Consider the following 15,833-nt stretch of genomic DNA (forward strand, 5'->3'; position numbering starts at 1 on the left):
GCGTTCAGTGGGGAAGTAGGGGTATGTTCAGCGCATTCAGCACCATCGGTCATGATTCCGTCCAGGCCCATACGCCTATCGATACGGCGGTGAAGCGGCTCGACGGGATCGGCCATGTTCTCTCAGGTCTCGATATCTCGGCGATCCGGACGCAGGCCGACGTGAACCGTACGCTCTGGACGCTCGATGCCGCCAACAAATGCGTTCGCGCCGTGCTGGCGGAATTCCGCACACAGCCGGCCACGGACCAGCTCGTCCGCAAATCCCGCAATCTGATCGACCTGATCGAACGCGCTCGCGACCAGGTCCTGAGCTTTCGGGTCTTGGCACGATCTTGAGCTGATTACTTGTTGCGATTGATCTTGGCGAGGATCCGATCCGCCTCGGTCCGCCAGTCGGCGCTGCGAGCGAATTCCTTGGCGCCCCTCGCGCCGAACAGCCCTTCATCGGCGAGATCAGCCATCCAGGCCTGCCGTTCGGCCGTACCTTGCGCCGACCACGGCGTCAGTCCCGCCTCGCGCACGGTTTCGGCCACCTCGCGCACCTCCTCGGCGCGACGACGGCCGTGCTCGATGACGCGCTGGAAGAAATAGGCGCCCTGCCCGTCCCAATCGATGCCGGGAAACGTTTCCGCGAGCGAGGCCAGCACCGCATCCTCGACACCATAGGCGCGCGCAGTGGTGAAACTCTCGATGACCATGGCCTCCAGGCCCTTGATCATGATGCTGCGGCACATTTTTACGGCGGAGGACACGCCGAGCTTGTCGCTGGCGACCTTCGCCGCAAATCCGATCGCGTTCAAAAGCGGCTCCAGCTCTCTCGCGCCGGGTCCGCCGAGCAGCAGCGGCACCTTGATGCGATAGGGCGGCACCGAGGTCATTACCGCGCCCTCGACATAGCGCCCGGCCGCGCTGTCGATCAGTGCCGCGGCGCGCTGCTTGGCGCCCGGAGAGGCCGAGTTGAAATCGAGGAACCAGGTGCCCTGGTTGATCGCGCTGGCACAGGCCTCTGCGACGGGAACGGCCTGACTAGCCGTGACCGCGGAGATGATGAAATCGGATCTTGCGGTCAGCTCGGCATGAGATGCAGCGAGCGTCACGCCGAATTTCGCCGCATGCTCCTGCAGCGGCGCGGCCTGCTCGCCTCCGAGCTTGATGTCATAGGCTGAAACCTTGATGTCCTGCTGGCGCAAATCCTCGGCCAGAATCCTGCCCACCTCGCCATAGCCGACCAGCCCGATCTGCCAGCGCCTGGGATCACCCGCCATCAGTTCAATCCTCGTGTCGTCTCGTCAAACAGCTCCTCGACCGCATAGCGCCGCGGAATCAGCGCCTGCTGAAACGCATAGTCGACGATCAGCTCGAGCGGCTTCCTGTTGGCCTCGATCCCGAACGGAACGAGGTCGGGAGTTGCCGCGGGCCCCGCCTGCGCCTTGTTCCGCTTGAGCAGATCATAAACACCCGCAACCACGTCGGGGCGCGATTTCGCGAGTTGCTCTGTCACGACCACGAGATGGTTGACCGGCACGACGCCGCGCCGCGCATACCATTTGGCGGCCTCCCCGGCCGGATCGGGAAACAGCGGCTTCAGCTTGGGGTTATCCGAGGTCTCGCCGAGCGCGGCGTCGAGCTCGCCGTCGAGCAGCATCTGCAGAATCTTCTTGTCCTTCGGCGCGCGCTCGGTGCTGTCGACATATTCGGCGACATGGGGATCCTCGAACGTCACCCATTTGATCTTGTCGAGATTGACGCCGTAGTCGTTGGCAAGGATGCCCCTGATCCAGGCCCCCGTCGTGGTCGTGAAGGAGCGGATGCCGACGCGCTTGCCTTCGAGATCGGTCGGCCCCAGCGTTCCATGCGCGGGATTGTACAGCGCGTAGGAATGCTGAAAGCGGCCGAGCATGGTTGCCGGCAGCAGCACCAATGGCTTGCCGTGGGCTTTCGCCATCAGATAGGTAACGATCGCCATCTCGCAGACGCCGAAGGCTTGCTCGCGCACCATCGGTTTGAACGCCGTGTTGGTTGGCGTGTACTCGACAAAATCGAGCTCGAAAAGGTCGGAGCGGAGTTCGCCGCTCTTCACCGCCTTGACGTGAGGGTGACCACCGAGCACGGCCTTCAGCTTGAGACGATCCATCCGCTCCGCCTTTCGCTTCAGACGTCCTCGGGATTCTCGACATAGACGAGGCCGGCCTTCGCCAGCGCCTCGCGCATGTTGTACATGTCGAGGCCGAGCTCGCCGGAGGCGAGCCGCTTGCGCTTGCCGCCCTCATCCGCGTTGCGCCTCTTCGCCTTCTCGGCGATCTCAGGAGCATAGCGTTTCGCGACCACCACCACGCCGTCGTCGTCGGCCACGACGATGTCACCGGGATCTACATTGACGCCGGCGCAGACCACGGGGACATTGACCGAGCCGAGCGTGGCCTTCACCGTGCCCTTGGCCGAGACCGCGCGCGACCACACCGGAAATTTCATCTCGTGCAGCGCTTTGACGTCGCGGCAGCCGGCATCGATGATCAACCCCTGCACGCCGCGGGCCTGCAGCGAGGTCGCAAGCAGCTCGCCGAACATGCCGTCGGTATTATCGGTGGTGCAGCCGACGACGAGGATGTCGCCCTTCCTGCACTGCTCGACCGCGACATGGATCATCCAGTTGTCGCCGGGCTGCGCCAGCACGGTGATGGCGGGGCCAGCGATCGACGCGCCCGCCCAGACGGGGCGCAGATACGGCTTCATCAGGCCGATGCGGCCATAAGCCTCGTGCACGGTCGACACGCCATACTCCGCCATTTCGGCGGGATCGGCACGCTTGATGTTGCGAACGACAACCGGCTTCATGCCAGTTCCTCCGCAACCGTCGGAAACAGGCGCTGATAGGCCTCGCCATAGGTCATGGGCACGCCGGTGTTGCGGCTGCCCTGAATGCCGCGATTGAGCGCAACGCGTTCGTAATAGCCCCAGAGGTGCTTCTGGGCGGCCAGGATCTGGAACGCCTCGTACTTCTCCTTCCAGACCTCGTCGATCTTGAGGATCGTGTCCGGCTTGTAGTTGCACTGCTCCGGCTGGTGCGGTTCGAACAGGAACACCGGCGGCGCCGAATATCTGTACTGCGCGCCGGGCTTATGGCCCATCGCCTGTGCGACCACGCGCGTCTCCTGAGCGAAATGCGCCGCGTTCGGGTGGTCGAAATTATAAGGGTCTTCCAGCGCGTGCGTCAGCACGAAGCTTGGATTGAGCTCGCGGTAAATGTCGACCATGCGGTCGAAATGGGTCTCGGTGAGCTTCAACGGATAGTCGCCGCAGTCGAAGAACTCGATCTCCGCACCGAGCAGTTTTGCAGCCCGCTCCGCCTCGTCCTTGCGGCCGGCCTTGACCGACTCCAGCGTCGCACCCTTCTCCTTCCAGGCGAACTGGCTCTCGCCGCGTTCGCCAAAGGACAGGCACACGATCTTCATCCGATAGCCCTTCTTCGCATGCAGCGCGATGGCGCCGCCGGCGCGCCAGACGAAATCGCCGGGATGGGCGGTGATCACGAGACCTGTTTTCATGGGTCACTCCTTTCGTTCGTAGCCGTTGGGCGGCGCCCCCTGCGACGCGCAGCTTCTCGATCGCAGCAACGTCGTCATGCCTCGAACTCGAACAGGCGCGCGGGATTGTCGACGAGGATCTTCTTCTGGAACTCCGGCTCCGGCGCGAACAACGGAATGAGGTCGACGAGATCCCCGTCATTCGGCATCACCTTGACGTTGGGATGCGGCCAGTCCGTGCCCCAGATGACGCGATCCGGCGCCGTCTCGACGATCTTTCGCGCGAACGGCACCGCGTCGGTGAACGGCGAACCGCTCGAGGACACCCGCTCCGAGCCGCAGATCTTGACCCAGCACTTCTGATCGCGCTGCATCAGCTCGATCAGGATCCTGAACGGCAATTGATCGAGCCCTTCCGACGCCTTCACCCGGCCCATATGGTCAATGGTGTAGCTCAGCGGCAGCCTGGTCAGCATGTCGGCGTATTCCGGCAGGTCGATCGCATCGAAATGCAGATCGAGGTGCCAGCCGAGCGGCGTGACCATCGCGATGATGCGATCGAACACGCGCTTGTCGGGAACGCCGCCGAGATGACGCACAAAGTTGAAACGGCAGCCGCGGAAGCCGCCCTCATGCAGCACGCGAAGCGCGCGCTCGGTGATGCTGTCGTCGATGTTGGCGACCGCCCGGTAGGCGCCATTGCTCTGCGCGATGGCATCGAGCGCCACCCTGTTGTCGGTGCCGTGCACGCTGGCATTGACGATGATGGCGCGCTCGACGCCGAGCTTGGCATGCAGCGCGCGGAAATCCTCCAGTGGCGCATCCGGCGGCGTGTAGGAGCGATCCGGCGCGTAAGGATATTTCGAGCCGGGCCCGAAGATGTGACAATGTGCGTCGCAAGACAGCTTTGGCAGCTTGAACTTTGGCGTGCGCGTGTTCGGATCGGGCGGCGGAATGGTCGGCGTGTACATCATCGTCATCAGGAGAACCGCCGAAGCGAGATCGCTTGCTTCAAGTTTTGCTGCTGACGGCCGGCCGCCGCCGCGCCGGCGCCGCCCGGTCCAGCGCCGGCGCTTGGAATGCGGCGACGGTAGCCTGCACCAATTGCTCGATGGCGCCTGCGGCATCACTGCCGTCGGCCTCGCCGCGCGACAGGCGCGAGACGCGCTCCGGCGTCACGAGCGAATAATAGAGTGCGCCGAGCAGGAAATGGCTGCGCCAGACGATGTCGGCGCGCGGGATGTGCGGCAGGCTCTCGTGGATGGCGTCGATGAAGGCATGGCTGGTGTCGTCAAAGGTCTGCGCGATGATCTTTCGCGCGACCTCGTTGCCCTCCGCGGACATCACCGCGCGCAGCCGCGTGAAGCGCGCGCCGCCACCGGCAAGATCGCTGCCCGAGGTGAACGCCGGCACCACATAGGCGCGCACGATCGCCTCCAGCCGGTCCTGAAGATCGCGCACGCGCCTGGCGGCGGCGAGCAGCTCGGAACGGCGCAGATTCATCGGCCCGCAATGGCGCCGATAGATCTCGAGCAGCAGGCCGTCCTTGGTCTTGAAGTGGTAGGTGACGCTGCCCGGATTGGCCCCGGCGGCCTGTGCGATGTCGCGCACCGAGACGGCGTTGAAGCCGTTGGTGGCGAACAGCTCCTCCGCCGCGGCGAGGATCGCCTCGCGCATGTTCGGCTTGCGGGCCGTTTCCTTGCTGGTGGGCTTGCGTACCATGCGATTTGTACTATCGTACAAAAGATCAGGTCTCGTCAACAAAAACCATGGGCAATGGCAGGATGGCGTGGAGACCGCCGGTGGACGCGAATGCCTTGAAGGAGTGCTGGGAAATATGTTGCGTTTGAACAAGAAGATCGGCGGTTTGATGCTGGGTGCCGGTCTGATGCTGGCAGGGAGCGCCGCGCAGGCGGAAAATTATCCGAGCAAGCCGGTCCACATCCTGGTGCCCTATGCGGCCGGCGGCGCGGTCGACGTGCTCGCGCGCACGCTGGGCCAGGCGCTGGCCAAGACCTGGGGGCAGCAGCCTGTGATCGAAAACCGGCCTGGCGCGGGCGGCATCGTCGCCTCGCAGGCACTGACGCAAGCCGCACCTGACGGCTACACGTTGATCCTGGTCGCGAGCGGTCATCCGCTCAACCAGTTCATCTATCCGAGCGTGCCCTACGACACGTTCAGGGATTTTACCGCAATCACGGAAGTCGCGTCCTCGCCGCTCGCGATCGTGGTCGCAAAGGACAGCCCATACAAGACACTCGGCGATCTCCTCGCCGCCGCCAAGAAGGAGCCGGACAAGCTCTCCTACGGCATGTCCGGCAACGGCACTTCGGCGCATCTCGCGGGCGAGCTGCTGAAATACATGTCCAGCACCAAGATCGTCGCAATCCCCTACAAGGGCGGCGCGCCGGCGCTGACGGCCGTGATCGCCGGCGAGATCCCGCTCAGCATCAATCCGCTCGCGGAAGCCATCGGCCAGCTCGAAGGCGGCCCGGTGCGCGCGCTCGCGGTGACCTCCGCCGAGCGCTCCAAGACGCTGCCGGATGTTCCGACCATCGCCGAGGCCGGCGTGCCCGGTTACGACGTCTCGGTCTGGTGGGGCGTGCTTGGGCCGGCCAAGATGCCGCCGGAGATCGTGGCCAAGCTCGAGGCCGATTTGAAGGCCGCGTTGCAAGACCCCGGCGTGCTGTCGACGCTCGGCAAGATCGGCGCCGCCCCGGTCGGCTCCTCCGCCAAGGATTTCGACACCTTTATGCACGCCGAAGCGGCCAAATGGGAGCCAGTGCTGAAGGCCGCCGACATCCGTGCGCAGTGAGGCTCTGCGGCGCAAGGAAGGCCACGTGCGAATAGCAAGCCTCGGTCCAGCAACGGGGCCTGGGCTGTTCAGTTATGGACCCGCGCCCGCATTTGCTCCGGCGGCGCGGGTCGTCGCACGAAATCGGCATCATCGTCGCCCGACGGGATCAGGATCGCGCGTTCGCGAGGCAGCGCTTCCGGCATCTCGTCGCGAATGAAAGCCACGAGCTTCTCCCTGATCTCGCAGCGCAGGTCCCAGGACTGCGGTGCATTCCTGGCGCTGACCAGCGCCCGAAGCTCGATGGTGCGCGAATCGGCATCGATCACCTGGAGATTGACCACCTCCCCGTCCCACAGCTTTGACTGCTTCGCCGCCTGCTCCAGCCAGCTCCTGATGCGCGGGACGTCGGCACGATAGTCGACGTGGAGAGCGATCACGCCGATGAGAGATGCGGTGTCGCGCGTCCAGTTCTGGAACGGCTTTTCGATGAAATAGGACAGCGGCACCACCATGCGCCGCCAGTCCCACAGCCGGATCACGACATAGGTCGAGGCGATGTCCTCGACCCAGCCCCATTCGTTCTCGATGATCACGGCGTCCTCGATGCGGATCGGCTGGGTGATCGCGATCTGCAGGCCCGCGATCAGATTGCTCAGCAGCGGCCGCGCGGCAAGACCGACGATGATGCCGGCCGCGCCGGCGGAGGCGAACAGGCTGACGCCATATTGCTTCACCGAATCGAACGTCATCAGCGCGGTCGACACCGTGATGATGACGATGATGGTGTCGGTGACGCGCTTGAATACGCGCACTTGCGTGACGTGCTTGCGCGCGATGAAATTCTCGGCGACGTCGCGAAAGTTCTGCAGATAGCGCGCCGCGCTCATGTCGACGATCCGGATCGAGATCCAGCCGGTCAGGGCAATGAAGGCCACGACGAACAGGCGCGTCAGCGGGGTGCGGATCATGTCGTCGAGCGGCGCAAGCGGCAGCACCAGCGCGACCGCGCCAAGGCAGAGCGCCATTTGCGCCGGACCCGCCGTACGCGCGATGAACACATGCAAGAGCGGAAGACGGGTTCCGAAGGTGCGGTTGAGCAGCCAGGCCGCGACCCGATGGACGAACAGGGCAACTATGATCGCACCGGCAACCAGGCTGAGACCGATGAACCATGACGGTATCCAACCCAACATCCCGTCGATGTCGGCCATGAGACCCTGCCAATTCATGACTGTTCCCGTGCTGCATTCCAGTCAGCGCTCAACGCGTTGCGGCGCGCTTCGCTCCCCTGTCTCGTGCAACGCCGCATCCCACTGGTGCAACCGTCGCCGGAATGCGGTAGTTTGGGCCGCCCATGACTCGACGCACCGGCAGCGCTGATCTTCCTCTTCACACCGGACGGGTTCCGCTGTGGCTGGCGAGTCGCATGTCCTCGCTGGGGGCGATCGTCACCCAAGCGATCGTGCATCATTACGGCCGCGATGCGTTTCTTCAGCGCCTGTCGCATCCATTTTGGTTCCAGTCGTTCGGCGCCGTGATGGGGATGGACTGGCACTCCTCCGGCATCACCACCTCCGTGATCGGCGCACTGAAGCGCGGGCTCGGACCGCTTCAGGACGAGCTCGGGATTTATGTCTGTGGCGGCCGAGGTCAGCATTCGCGCAAGACGCCGGACGAGTTGTTGCAACTCGGCGACCGCGTCGGATTCGACGGCATCAAGCTGACCCGTGCCAGCCGCCTGGTGGCCAAGGTCGACAGCGCCGCGGTCCAGGACGGCTTTGACCTTTACCTGCACGGCTTCTTCGTTGCCGCCGACGGCAAATGGACGGTCGTGCAGCAGGGCATGAACGGCGACCAGCGGCAGGCGCGACGCTATCACTGGCATTCCGAGGCGCTGAAGAGCTTTGTCGATACGCCGCATAGCGCAATCGACGGGCCGCAGCAGGGGGAGATCGTCAATCTCACCGATCATCGCGCCGATATTTCTCGGACTGCGCAGGTCGAGTTGCTGAGCGATCTCGGCCCGGATCGCATCGTCTCGGAATTCGAACAGCTTATCGGCACCGGGCCTGCCCCGGCACAAGGCACGCTGCCGCATCTCGTCATGCCCGCACATCACGACGTCCGTCCCAAGGACGTGTTCGCGCGCCGCCTGCACGGCACGCTCGCCGCCGCGGCCGAGCGTGGCCCGGTCGATTTTCCGGAGCTGCTGCTGACGCCGGGCGTCGGAGCGCGCACCGTGCGCTCGCTCGCGATGGTCGCGGAGGTGGTGCACGGCGCGCCCTACCGCTTCACCGACCCCGCGCGGTTCTCGCTCGCCCATGGCGGCAAGGACCGACATCCCTACCCTGTTCCGATCAAGGTCTATGACGAGACCATCCGGGTGCTGAAGGGCGCGATCCAGAACGCGAAGCTCGGACGCGAGGAGGAGATGCAGGCGATCAAGCGCCTGGACGACCAGGCGCGACGGCTGGAGCGCACCGCTCACGGCCCCTCGGTTGCGGCTTTCATCGCGGGTGAACGTGCAGCCTCACCGGATCTGGACGGCCGCTCGGTGTTCGGCTGGGAGCGCGATCTTGCGCCCACAAAAAAGCGGACCGGCTGAACACCGCTCCGCAAGTTAACGGGAGGAACGCCCCTCTCAGGTCTCGTCGGTCTCCGGCTCCTCCTTGAGCCGATTGGCCGCGTGGTCCTGATACTGCTCGGTCTGAATGAACTTGCTGTCCATGCCGCGAATGTCCGAATGCTGGGCTTTGTCGCGGTTCGACAGGACCATGTTGTCGCCGATCTTGTCCTTGGGGACTTCGGCCATGGCGCCAGTACCGTCGCCCTTGCCATGCATGCCGGATCTGAAATGCGTCTTGCTGCCGTGCCCGCCTGGCATTGGTCTCTCCTCTTGTCTTGCAGTGGTCGTGCTCTGAAGGCTCAGTGCTTTTGTTGCGCTGGCGTCGGCTTCGGCGGCTTGTGGCCGCTCTGACCGGGGTCGTTGTGCTTGTTGTGGTCGCTTTCCTGATTGAGACCGCCGCGGCTCACCGCAAACTCGCTTTGCCGCGCCTCCGGGTTGGCACGATGGACGGGCGTGTCTCGGTGGCTATGACCGACAGCCTGCTCAAGTTCTCGCGCATCAGGAACATCAGGCTTGCGTTCGAGGATGCGCACTTGCTGCTCGTGGGTCTTCTTGCCCTGCATCCTGGGCCTCCAATCTTTAAATCTTACCGGCCTCTCCGGGGCGAACCACTCCGCGCGACGTCCTTGTCGATACCGCCACCGATGTTCACGTCGTTCTCGACGTCGCCTTCGATCGTGTTCTCGCCAAACGCGTCCTCGAGATCGTCAGACGAGATGCCCGCCATCTTCGTCCCCTTCGATCCGCCGATCAGGGGATTGTCGCGCATGTCCTTTTCGGTCGGCGCGTACAGCTTGGGTTGCTTGTTGGTCATGTCACCTGCCTCCGCCCTTTCCGGCCTCGTCGTGCCTATGATGGGAATCGCGCTCTCCCCCACCGCCGGAAATCCGGCTGTGGCTGCGCTGCGGATCATCCGCCGGCGGCTTCTTCACCTCTAGTGGCGCCTTGGCGTTCTCATGCGACGCGCCGGCCCCGCCCTGACGAATGCTGTTTGGTGTCTTGGTGGATGTCGACATGAATGTCATCCTCCTCAACGATCTTGCTGATAGCCTTGATTGGTCGTGTTCTGCTTGATGTTGCCCTGCTGCCCCTGCTGGTCCGGATTCTGCACACGCCGCTGACCGTGCGGCGTCTGATCTGCGCGGACCTCCTTGCTGTCGCCAGTTCCCTTCGGGCTCTGGTTGGCATCTGGGACGGGTGGCATCTTGCTGGCCATGAGACCTCCTTGTGGAATGTGACGTCGTGAGGCGATCAGTGCCGCCCCCTAGCAGCGGGTGCGGAGATGTCCTTCAACGCGTCTTGCGCACATTCGTCGCCTGTCCTGCTGATGTCTGCGAGTGCAACGACACCGACCAGGCGCTTCTGGCGGTTGATCACCGGGAGACGCCGGATCTGGCGCGTGGCCATCACCTGCGAAGCGCCCTCCACATCGTCGTCTGCAAAGCAATAACAGACACCCTCGGACATGACTTCGCGTACCGACGTGTTGCCCGGCGAGCGTTCCTCGGCGACCGCGCGCGTGACGATGTCCCTGTCCGTGATCATGCCGATCAGGCGATCATTCTCGCCCACCGGCAACGCTCCGACATCGTCGTCGCGCATCCAGCGAGAGGCTTCCCGTATGGTCATGTTGGGATCGGCGACGTGGACGGATGGTGTCATGATCTCGTGAACTTGCATGCTGGATCTCCGGTCATCTGTCGGGATATCCGTTTGCTAACGCCGGCCTCGCTGGGAAGGTTTCTGTCGGCCTAGTGCGACATACCCTTCTCACCGGCCGTTCCGGGTTCCATGCTCCAGATCGCCCGCACGTCCTCCGGCAGGGCCTGCCGGACCTTTTCGATCTGGCCTGCGGTCAAGTGCCGGGAGAGAACATTGAACACGGCGCGCGCCGCATCCTCCGTATCGACCGGTCGCCCGAACTTCAGTTCCTCCGCGATGAGCTGAAGAAACTCTTCCAGCGATCGCACCCGGCTCGGCATCGCCGATGGCCGGAACTGATCATAGTACGCGCCGCGGACCAGCAGCGGCAGCTGTGATCCCAGATGCGCCGCAAGCTCCACCGGCAGGCGATCACGTACCGCGTGCAGCACGGCGGCCGTTATGCGCCACGACTGCTGATCGTCCAATCCGATTTCTTCGCTGATTTCGTTGATCCAGAGATGCGTAGTCTGTGCTGTCTTGTCGAATACCGGAATCGCACTGGAACTCATTGTGGACCTCCGCTTCGGATTTCGGGGTTTAGATCACAACAGGGTGCGGTCACGCACCGTTCCTGACCGAGGCACAAACTTCAGATGAAATTTGCACTCGGAACGAGCGCGATGTCGGAGTTGCGGCTCGTCAAGCGGCCCGCCGGGTCGACATCGCTGCCATAGCGTCGTCCAGAACCGGAAGCTTCTCGATCGCGCGAAGTCCCGGCCTGCGACGCCACCGAATTTGCGAAGGCTCGACGGCGAGCCGGAGTTTCGGCCAACGCACGAACAGCGCTTCCAGCGCGCAGGCCGCCTCGATGCGCGCGAGCTGATGGCCGAGACAGAAATGGATTCCCGTGCCGAACGAGATATGGCGGTTCGGCTTACGTTCGAGATCGAGGCTCTCGGGACGATCATGGATCGCCGGATCCATGTTCGCAGCGGCGAGCATCACCATGACGCGGTCGCCCTTCTTCAGCCGCACGCCTTCGACCTCGACGTCGCGCCACACATAGCGCGGCTTGGAGAATTGCACCGGCGAGACGAAGCGCAGGAACTCCTCGACGGCAAGCCCGACGCGGCTCCAGTCCCGTTCCAGCCAGTCGCGCAGTTTAGAATTCCCGAGCAGCTCGTAGACGGAACCGCTGATGAGATGCGTGGTGGTTTCAGATCCCGCCGCGAGCAGCAGAAACACCATCGAGACCATTTCATCTGGCGTGATCTGGCCGCCTTCGCGCTCGACCTGGATCAGCTCGGCAATCAGGCCCTCGCCGCCCTGCACGCGCGCGATCTGCAACTGCTGCTCGAGGTAGGCGCGCATCCTGCGGAACGCGAACAGCAAGCGGAAGAAGCTGACGACATTCGTGAGCGATGACATCGCGTTGGCCCAGGCGATGAACTTTGGGCGATCGGCCAGCGGCAGGCCCAGCAGCTCCGAGATCACGGCCAGCGGCAGGATTCGCGCATAGCGCTGGACGAGATCGGCCGGTCGTTCCTTCGCGAACAGCTCGTCGGCGAGACCGTCGGCGATGGCGCGAATTCGCGGCTCCATCGCGACGATCGCGCGGCGGCGAAAAGCTTCGTCCACGATGCTACGCAGCCGCGTGTGATCCGGCTCGTCCATCGTCAGCATGTTGTTGGCGATGGTCCTGACGTACCTCGGCATCCACCAGCGCAAACCCGCGACGTCGCCATCCTCCTTGCGCAATGTGAAGGTCGCGCTGTCCTTCAGGACCTGCGCGGTGGCGTCGTGGGTCGTGGTGATCCAGACATCGCCAACGATAGGAAATCGCGTCGCCACCAGGGGGCCGGACATGCGCAAGGTCGCGATCGCCTTGGGTGGATCGCGAAAGAAGGCCTCGCTGGTGAAATCGAGGCGCGCTATCATGAGTCACCCGAGCGATTGGTCGCGTATCACCGAAATGGTGCACGGAGCGGCCGGTGCAAGGGGGCGCCTCATCGGCCGCAGGCGTGGGGAGATGCGCCTATCCGCGCCCGGGTGAACGCTGCCCGCTCTTGCGCTGCTGTTGCGTGTAAGCATCCCAATGGCTCCAGCTGCCATTGCTGAGGCTTTGCAGGTCGGTTGCGAGCGGGCGGCGCGTGCGCCTGTCGTGATCGGCGATCGCGCGCTCCGATTGCGCGATCTTCCGCTTGAGCTCCGCGATCGACGTCTGGGTCTGTCCGTTCCGCTTCGACGAGGCGATCTCGCCCATCGTGAAGCGCGCGGTCTCCAGTGCCTTCAACTCGGCGCGATTCTTCTTCAACTGAACCCGGTGCCAGGCGATATTGCTGTCGCTGTCCGCAACCATGTGGGAACTCCGCTGATTCGCTCCCATATAGTATCGTGCGCCGAATCGGCGCCGCAACGCCCGCCAGGGGGCGAAAATGCGGTCTATTTCGGGCTTAGCGCTCGGCGAAAGCCTTTTCGACCACGAACTGCGCGGGCTCGCCGTGGTTGCCTTCGACAAAGCCGCGCTCGCCAAGCAGCACGCGGGTGTCCGCGACCAGCGCCGGGCTGCCGCAGATCATGACGCGGTCCCGGGCGGCTTCCAGCACCGGCAGGCCGATATCGGTGAACAGTTTTCCTGACGTGATGAGGTCGGTGATGCGGCCGCGGTTGCGGAAGGGATCACGCGTCACGGTCGGGTAGTAGATCAGCTGATGGCGGATGTACTCGCCGAGCAGCTCGTCCTTCGGCAGGTGCTCGGTGATCATCTCGCCATAGGCGAGCTCCTTCACGTGACGGCAGCCGTGCAGCAGCACCACCTTCTCGAACCGCTCGTAGGTCTCGGGGTCCTTGATCACGCTCAGGAAGGGCGCGAGACCGGTGCCGGTCCCGATGAGATAGAGGTTGCGCCCCTCCTCCAAATTATCGATGACCAGCGTGCCGGTGGCCTTGCGGCTGACGATGATCTCGTCGCCTTCCTTCAGATGCTGCAGGCGCGAGGTCAGCGGACCGTCCGGCACCTTGATCGAGAAGAACTCCAGCGTGTCCTCGTAATTGGCACTGGCGACGCTGTAGGCCCGCAGCAGCGGCTTCTCGCCGACCTTGAGCCCGATCATGGTGAACTCGCCGTTGCGGAAGCGGAAGGTCGGGCTGCGGGTGGTCTTGAAGGAGAACAGCGTATCAGTCCAGTGGTGGACGCTCAAAACGCTTTCCTGATTGAAATTGCTCATCTCACCCTTCCGTTTCGCTTCTGTGCGGTTCCGAGGCGGCCAGCTATGCGTCGTTTGTACACGATCATTTGTATACTAATGAATAATCCGGCTTGATCCCGCGGTCAAGGCTGCCCAAGATCGGAAGCGTTGCAGTTAGGAATAAGGAGCCTTTCCATGGCGCATGACGCACCCCAGGCCGCCGGACCCTCGAAGCTCGTGATCCGCAATATCGGCCTGATCCTGTCCGGCGCCCTGGAAAAACCGATCCTGGACGGCGACACCATCGTCGCCGAGAATGGCAAGGTCACTGCGATCGGCCGCTTCAAGGACGTCAACACCGAAGGCGCGACCACCATCGTCGACGCTAACGGCACCACGGTCGCGCCGGGCCTGATCGATAGCCACGTCCACCCCGTCGCCGGTGACTGGACGCCGCGCCAGAACCAGATCAATTGGATCGACAGCTACCTCCATGGCGGCGTCACCACCATGATCTCCGCCGGCGAAGTCCACATGCCCGGCCGTCCGCGCGACGTGGTCGGCCTCAAGGCCATGGCCGTGTTCGCCCAGCGCGCGTTCTGGACCTTGCGTCCCGGCGGCGTGAAGGTTCACGCCGGCGCGCCGGTGATCGAATGCGAGATGGTCGAGGAAGACTTCAAGGAGATGGCCGCCAACGGCGTCAAGCTGCTCGGCGAAGTCGGCTTGGGCGGCGTGAAAGACGGCCCGACCGCGCGAAAAATGGTCGGCTGGGCGCGCAAATACGGCATCCAGAGCACCATCCATACCGGCGGCCCCTCGATCCCCGGCTCCGGCCTGATCGACAAGGACGTGGTGCTGGAGGCCGACACCGACGTGGTCGGCCACATCAATGGCGGCCACACCGCGCTGCCCGACGACCAGATCCGCTGTATCTGCGAGGGCTGCAAGCGCGGCCTCGAGCTGGTGCACAACGGCAACGAGCGCTCGGCGCTGTTCACGCTGCGCACCGCGCGCGAAATGGGCGACCTGCACCGCGTCATCCTCGGCACAGACGCACCGGCCGGCTCCGGCGTGCAGCCGCTCGGCATTCTGCGCATGGTTTCGATGCTGTCCTCGCTCGGCGAGCTGCCCGCCGAGATCGCGTTCTGCCTTGCCACCGGCAACACCGCGCGCATGCGCGAACTCGATTGCGGCCTCATTGAAGTCGGCCGTTCCGCCGACTTCGTCATCATGGACAAGGCGCAGCACTCGCCCGGCAAGAACATTCTGGAGAGCGTCCAGCTCGGCGATCTCCCTGGCATCGGCATGACCATCATCGACGGTATCGTGCGCACCCAACGCAGCCGCAACACCCCGCCAGCCGGCAAGGTGCCGGAGGTGGTGGCGAAGTGAGAGAACGCAAGCGCCAGACTCTTCGAGAGCCGCCGAAGAAGCGGCCATCTCAGGGTGACGGTGAGAGAGCTGAATGTATCGCAGCTTGTTCAGTATCGTAGGGTGGGCAAAGCGAAAGCGTGCCCACCAACCGTTTCAGCAAAGCGATGAAGGATGGTGGGCACGGCGCTTTGCGCCTTTGCCCACCCTACGAGAGCGCCTTCACCTCAACTTGTTGAGCAGCACCATCAGCAGCTCGCGCTCTTTGGCATCAAGCGGCGCCAGCGTCTCGCGTGTGATCGCCAGCGCATTCGGCGCCAACTTCTCCGCAAGCTGCAGACCCGCGCGCGTCAAGCTGACAAGGAGCCGCCGTCCGTCATCGGGATCCTGGCTGGTCTCGGTCAGGCCACGCGCGGTGAGACGATCGATCACGCCCTTGATGGTCGCGACATCCATCGCCGTCAGCCGGCCGAGCTGATTCTGCGAGCACGGCCCGGTCTCGGCCAGCTTCGACAACGCCGCCCATTGCGTCGGCGTCAGGTTGGTGCCGATATCGCGGGCGAAGATCGAGCTGTGGCGCTGCCAGACCTGGCGCAGGATGAAGCCGACCTGCTCGTCGAGCACGTAAGGCGGTTTCGACGGTTTGACGTTCTTCTTCGCCGCAACGCTTCTCGCCATCCG

22 protein-coding genes are annotated in these 15,833 nt (G+C 64.0%); 4 read left to right on the top strand and 18 right to left on the bottom strand.

All coding sequences use genetic code 11. The annotated features are described in order from the left end of the window. Positions 1-23: 23 nt before the first annotated feature. Positions 24-338: a hypothetical protein gene (locus P6U29_RS25140; protein ID WP_407112788.1), complete on the top strand. Its 315-nt coding sequence runs from the start codon at positions 24-26 to the stop codon at positions 336-338. A 5-nt stretch (positions 339-343) separates the two neighbouring features. On the opposite strand, the gene P6U29_RS25145 is transcribed toward P6U29_RS25140, so the two are convergent. From P6U29_RS25145 to P6U29_RS25170, 6 genes are all read right to left on the bottom strand, one after another. Continuing rightward, positions 344-1,267 (bottom strand): DUF1932 domain-containing protein, encoded by a 924-nt coding sequence (locus P6U29_RS25145; protein ID WP_407112789.1) that lies wholly within the window; start codon positions 1,265-1,267, stop codon positions 344-346. Beyond that, positions 1,267-2,136, bottom strand: a complete 870-nt coding sequence (locus P6U29_RS25150) for a hypothetical protein (protein ID WP_407112790.1) — start codon at positions 2,134-2,136, stop codon at positions 1,267-1,269. Before P6U29_RS25150 ends, P6U29_RS25145 begins: the two co-directional genes overlap by 1 nt. 17 nt (positions 2,137-2,153) lie before the next feature. Continuing rightward, on the bottom strand, positions 2,154-2,837 hold the full coding sequence (locus P6U29_RS25155; protein ID WP_407112791.1) for a 4-carboxy-4-hydroxy-2-oxoadipate aldolase/oxaloacetate decarboxylase: 684 nt from the start codon (positions 2,835-2,837) through the stop codon (positions 2,154-2,156). Continuing rightward, entirely contained in the window at positions 2,834-3,547 is a 714-nt protein-coding gene (locus P6U29_RS25160) for a PIG-L deacetylase family protein (RefSeq protein WP_407112792.1), read from the bottom strand. Before P6U29_RS25160 ends, P6U29_RS25155 begins: the two co-directional genes overlap by 4 nt. 74 nt (positions 3,548-3,621) lie before the next feature. Then, positions 3,622-4,506: an amidohydrolase family protein gene (locus P6U29_RS25165; RefSeq protein ID WP_407112793.1), complete on the bottom strand. Its 885-nt coding sequence runs from the start codon at positions 4,504-4,506 to the stop codon at positions 3,622-3,624. Positions 4,507-4,537: 31 nt separating this feature from the next. Continuing rightward, complete coding sequence (locus P6U29_RS25170; protein WP_407112794.1) at positions 4,538-5,248, bottom strand: TetR/AcrR family transcriptional regulator; 711 nt, start codon at positions 5,246-5,248, stop codon at positions 4,538-4,540. A gap of 115 nt (positions 5,249-5,363) precedes the next feature. Here P6U29_RS25170 and P6U29_RS25175 point away from each other — a divergent pair, with 115 nt between their 5' ends. Continuing rightward, positions 5,364-6,341: a tripartite tricarboxylate transporter substrate binding protein gene (locus P6U29_RS25175; RefSeq protein WP_407112795.1), complete on the top strand. Its 978-nt coding sequence runs from the start codon at positions 5,364-5,366 to the stop codon at positions 6,339-6,341. A 68-nt stretch (positions 6,342-6,409) separates the two neighbouring features. Here the strand turns inward: P6U29_RS25175 and P6U29_RS25180 are convergent, their stop codons facing one another. Beyond that, on the bottom strand, positions 6,410-7,552 hold the full coding sequence (locus tag P6U29_RS25180) for a mechanosensitive ion channel family protein (RefSeq protein ID WP_407112796.1): 1,143 nt from the start codon (positions 7,550-7,552) through the stop codon (positions 6,410-6,412). A gap of 125 nt (positions 7,553-7,677) precedes the next feature. On the opposite strand from P6U29_RS25180, the gene P6U29_RS25185 reads away from it, so the two are divergent. Beyond that, a complete protein-coding gene (locus P6U29_RS25185; RefSeq protein ID WP_407112797.1) occupies positions 7,678-8,928 on the top strand; it encodes a DUF763 domain-containing protein in 1,251 nt (416 codons plus the stop codon). A 36-nt stretch (positions 8,929-8,964) separates the two neighbouring features. Here P6U29_RS25185 and P6U29_RS25190 read toward each other — a convergent pair whose 3' ends face one another. The 10 genes from P6U29_RS25190 to P6U29_RS25235 form a co-directional block, all read right to left on the bottom strand. Beyond that, positions 8,965-9,207: a hypothetical protein gene (locus P6U29_RS25190; RefSeq protein ID WP_407112798.1), complete on the bottom strand. Its 243-nt coding sequence runs from the start codon at positions 9,205-9,207 to the stop codon at positions 8,965-8,967. Between the two features lie 41 nt (positions 9,208-9,248). Further along, positions 9,249-9,512 (bottom strand): hypothetical protein, encoded by a 264-nt coding sequence (locus P6U29_RS25195; RefSeq protein ID WP_407112799.1) that lies wholly within the window; start codon positions 9,510-9,512, stop codon positions 9,249-9,251. A 23-nt stretch (positions 9,513-9,535) separates the two neighbouring features. Further along, positions 9,536-9,763, bottom strand: a complete 228-nt coding sequence (locus tag P6U29_RS25200) for a hypothetical protein (RefSeq protein WP_407112800.1) — start codon at positions 9,761-9,763, stop codon at positions 9,536-9,538. Position 9,764: 1 nt separating this feature from the next. Then, positions 9,765-9,965, bottom strand: a complete 201-nt coding sequence (locus P6U29_RS25205; protein ID WP_407112801.1) for a hypothetical protein — start codon at positions 9,963-9,965, stop codon at positions 9,765-9,767. A gap of 14 nt (positions 9,966-9,979) precedes the next feature. Then, entirely contained in the window at positions 9,980-10,165 is a 186-nt protein-coding gene (locus P6U29_RS25210; protein ID WP_407112802.1) for a hypothetical protein, read from the bottom strand. Between the two features lie 35 nt (positions 10,166-10,200). Continuing rightward, positions 10,201-10,629, bottom strand: coding sequence for a CBS domain-containing protein (locus P6U29_RS25215; protein WP_407112803.1), 429 nt, complete (start codon positions 10,627-10,629; stop codon positions 10,201-10,203). Positions 10,630-10,700: 71 nt separating this feature from the next. Continuing rightward, positions 10,701-11,162, bottom strand: coding sequence for a DUF2267 domain-containing protein (locus tag P6U29_RS25220; protein WP_407112804.1), 462 nt, complete (start codon positions 11,160-11,162; stop codon positions 10,701-10,703). Between the two features lie 130 nt (positions 11,163-11,292). Further along, positions 11,293-12,531 (bottom strand): cytochrome P450, encoded by a 1,239-nt coding sequence (locus P6U29_RS25225; protein ID WP_407112805.1) that lies wholly within the window; start codon positions 12,529-12,531, stop codon positions 11,293-11,295. 97 nt (positions 12,532-12,628) lie between these two features. Continuing rightward, the gene (locus P6U29_RS25230; RefSeq protein WP_407112806.1) at positions 12,629-12,952 is read right to left on the bottom strand and encodes a hypothetical protein; all 324 of its coding nucleotides are present in this window, start codon (positions 12,950-12,952) and stop codon (positions 12,629-12,631) included. A gap of 94 nt (positions 12,953-13,046) precedes the next feature. Next, entirely contained in the window at positions 13,047-13,820 is a 774-nt protein-coding gene (locus tag P6U29_RS25235) for a ferredoxin--NADP reductase (protein WP_407112807.1), read from the bottom strand. 156 nt (positions 13,821-13,976) lie between these two features. Here P6U29_RS25235 and P6U29_RS25240 point away from each other — a divergent pair, with 156 nt between their 5' ends. Further along, on the top strand, positions 13,977-15,173 hold the full coding sequence (locus tag P6U29_RS25240) for an amidohydrolase family protein (RefSeq protein WP_407112808.1): 1,197 nt from the start codon (positions 13,977-13,979) through the stop codon (positions 15,171-15,173). 201 nt (positions 15,174-15,374) lie between these two features. Here the strand turns inward: P6U29_RS25240 and P6U29_RS25245 are convergent, their stop codons facing one another. After that, positions 15,375-15,830, bottom strand: coding sequence for a MarR family winged helix-turn-helix transcriptional regulator (locus P6U29_RS25245; protein WP_407112809.1), 456 nt, complete (start codon positions 15,828-15,830; stop codon positions 15,375-15,377). Positions 15,831-15,833: the final 3 nt, after the last annotated feature.

Origin of the sequence: Bradyrhizobium sp. LMG 9283, assembly GCF_045571415.1 — a bacterium.
Classification (GTDB): Bacteria; Pseudomonadota; Alphaproteobacteria; order Rhizobiales; family Xanthobacteraceae; genus Bradyrhizobium.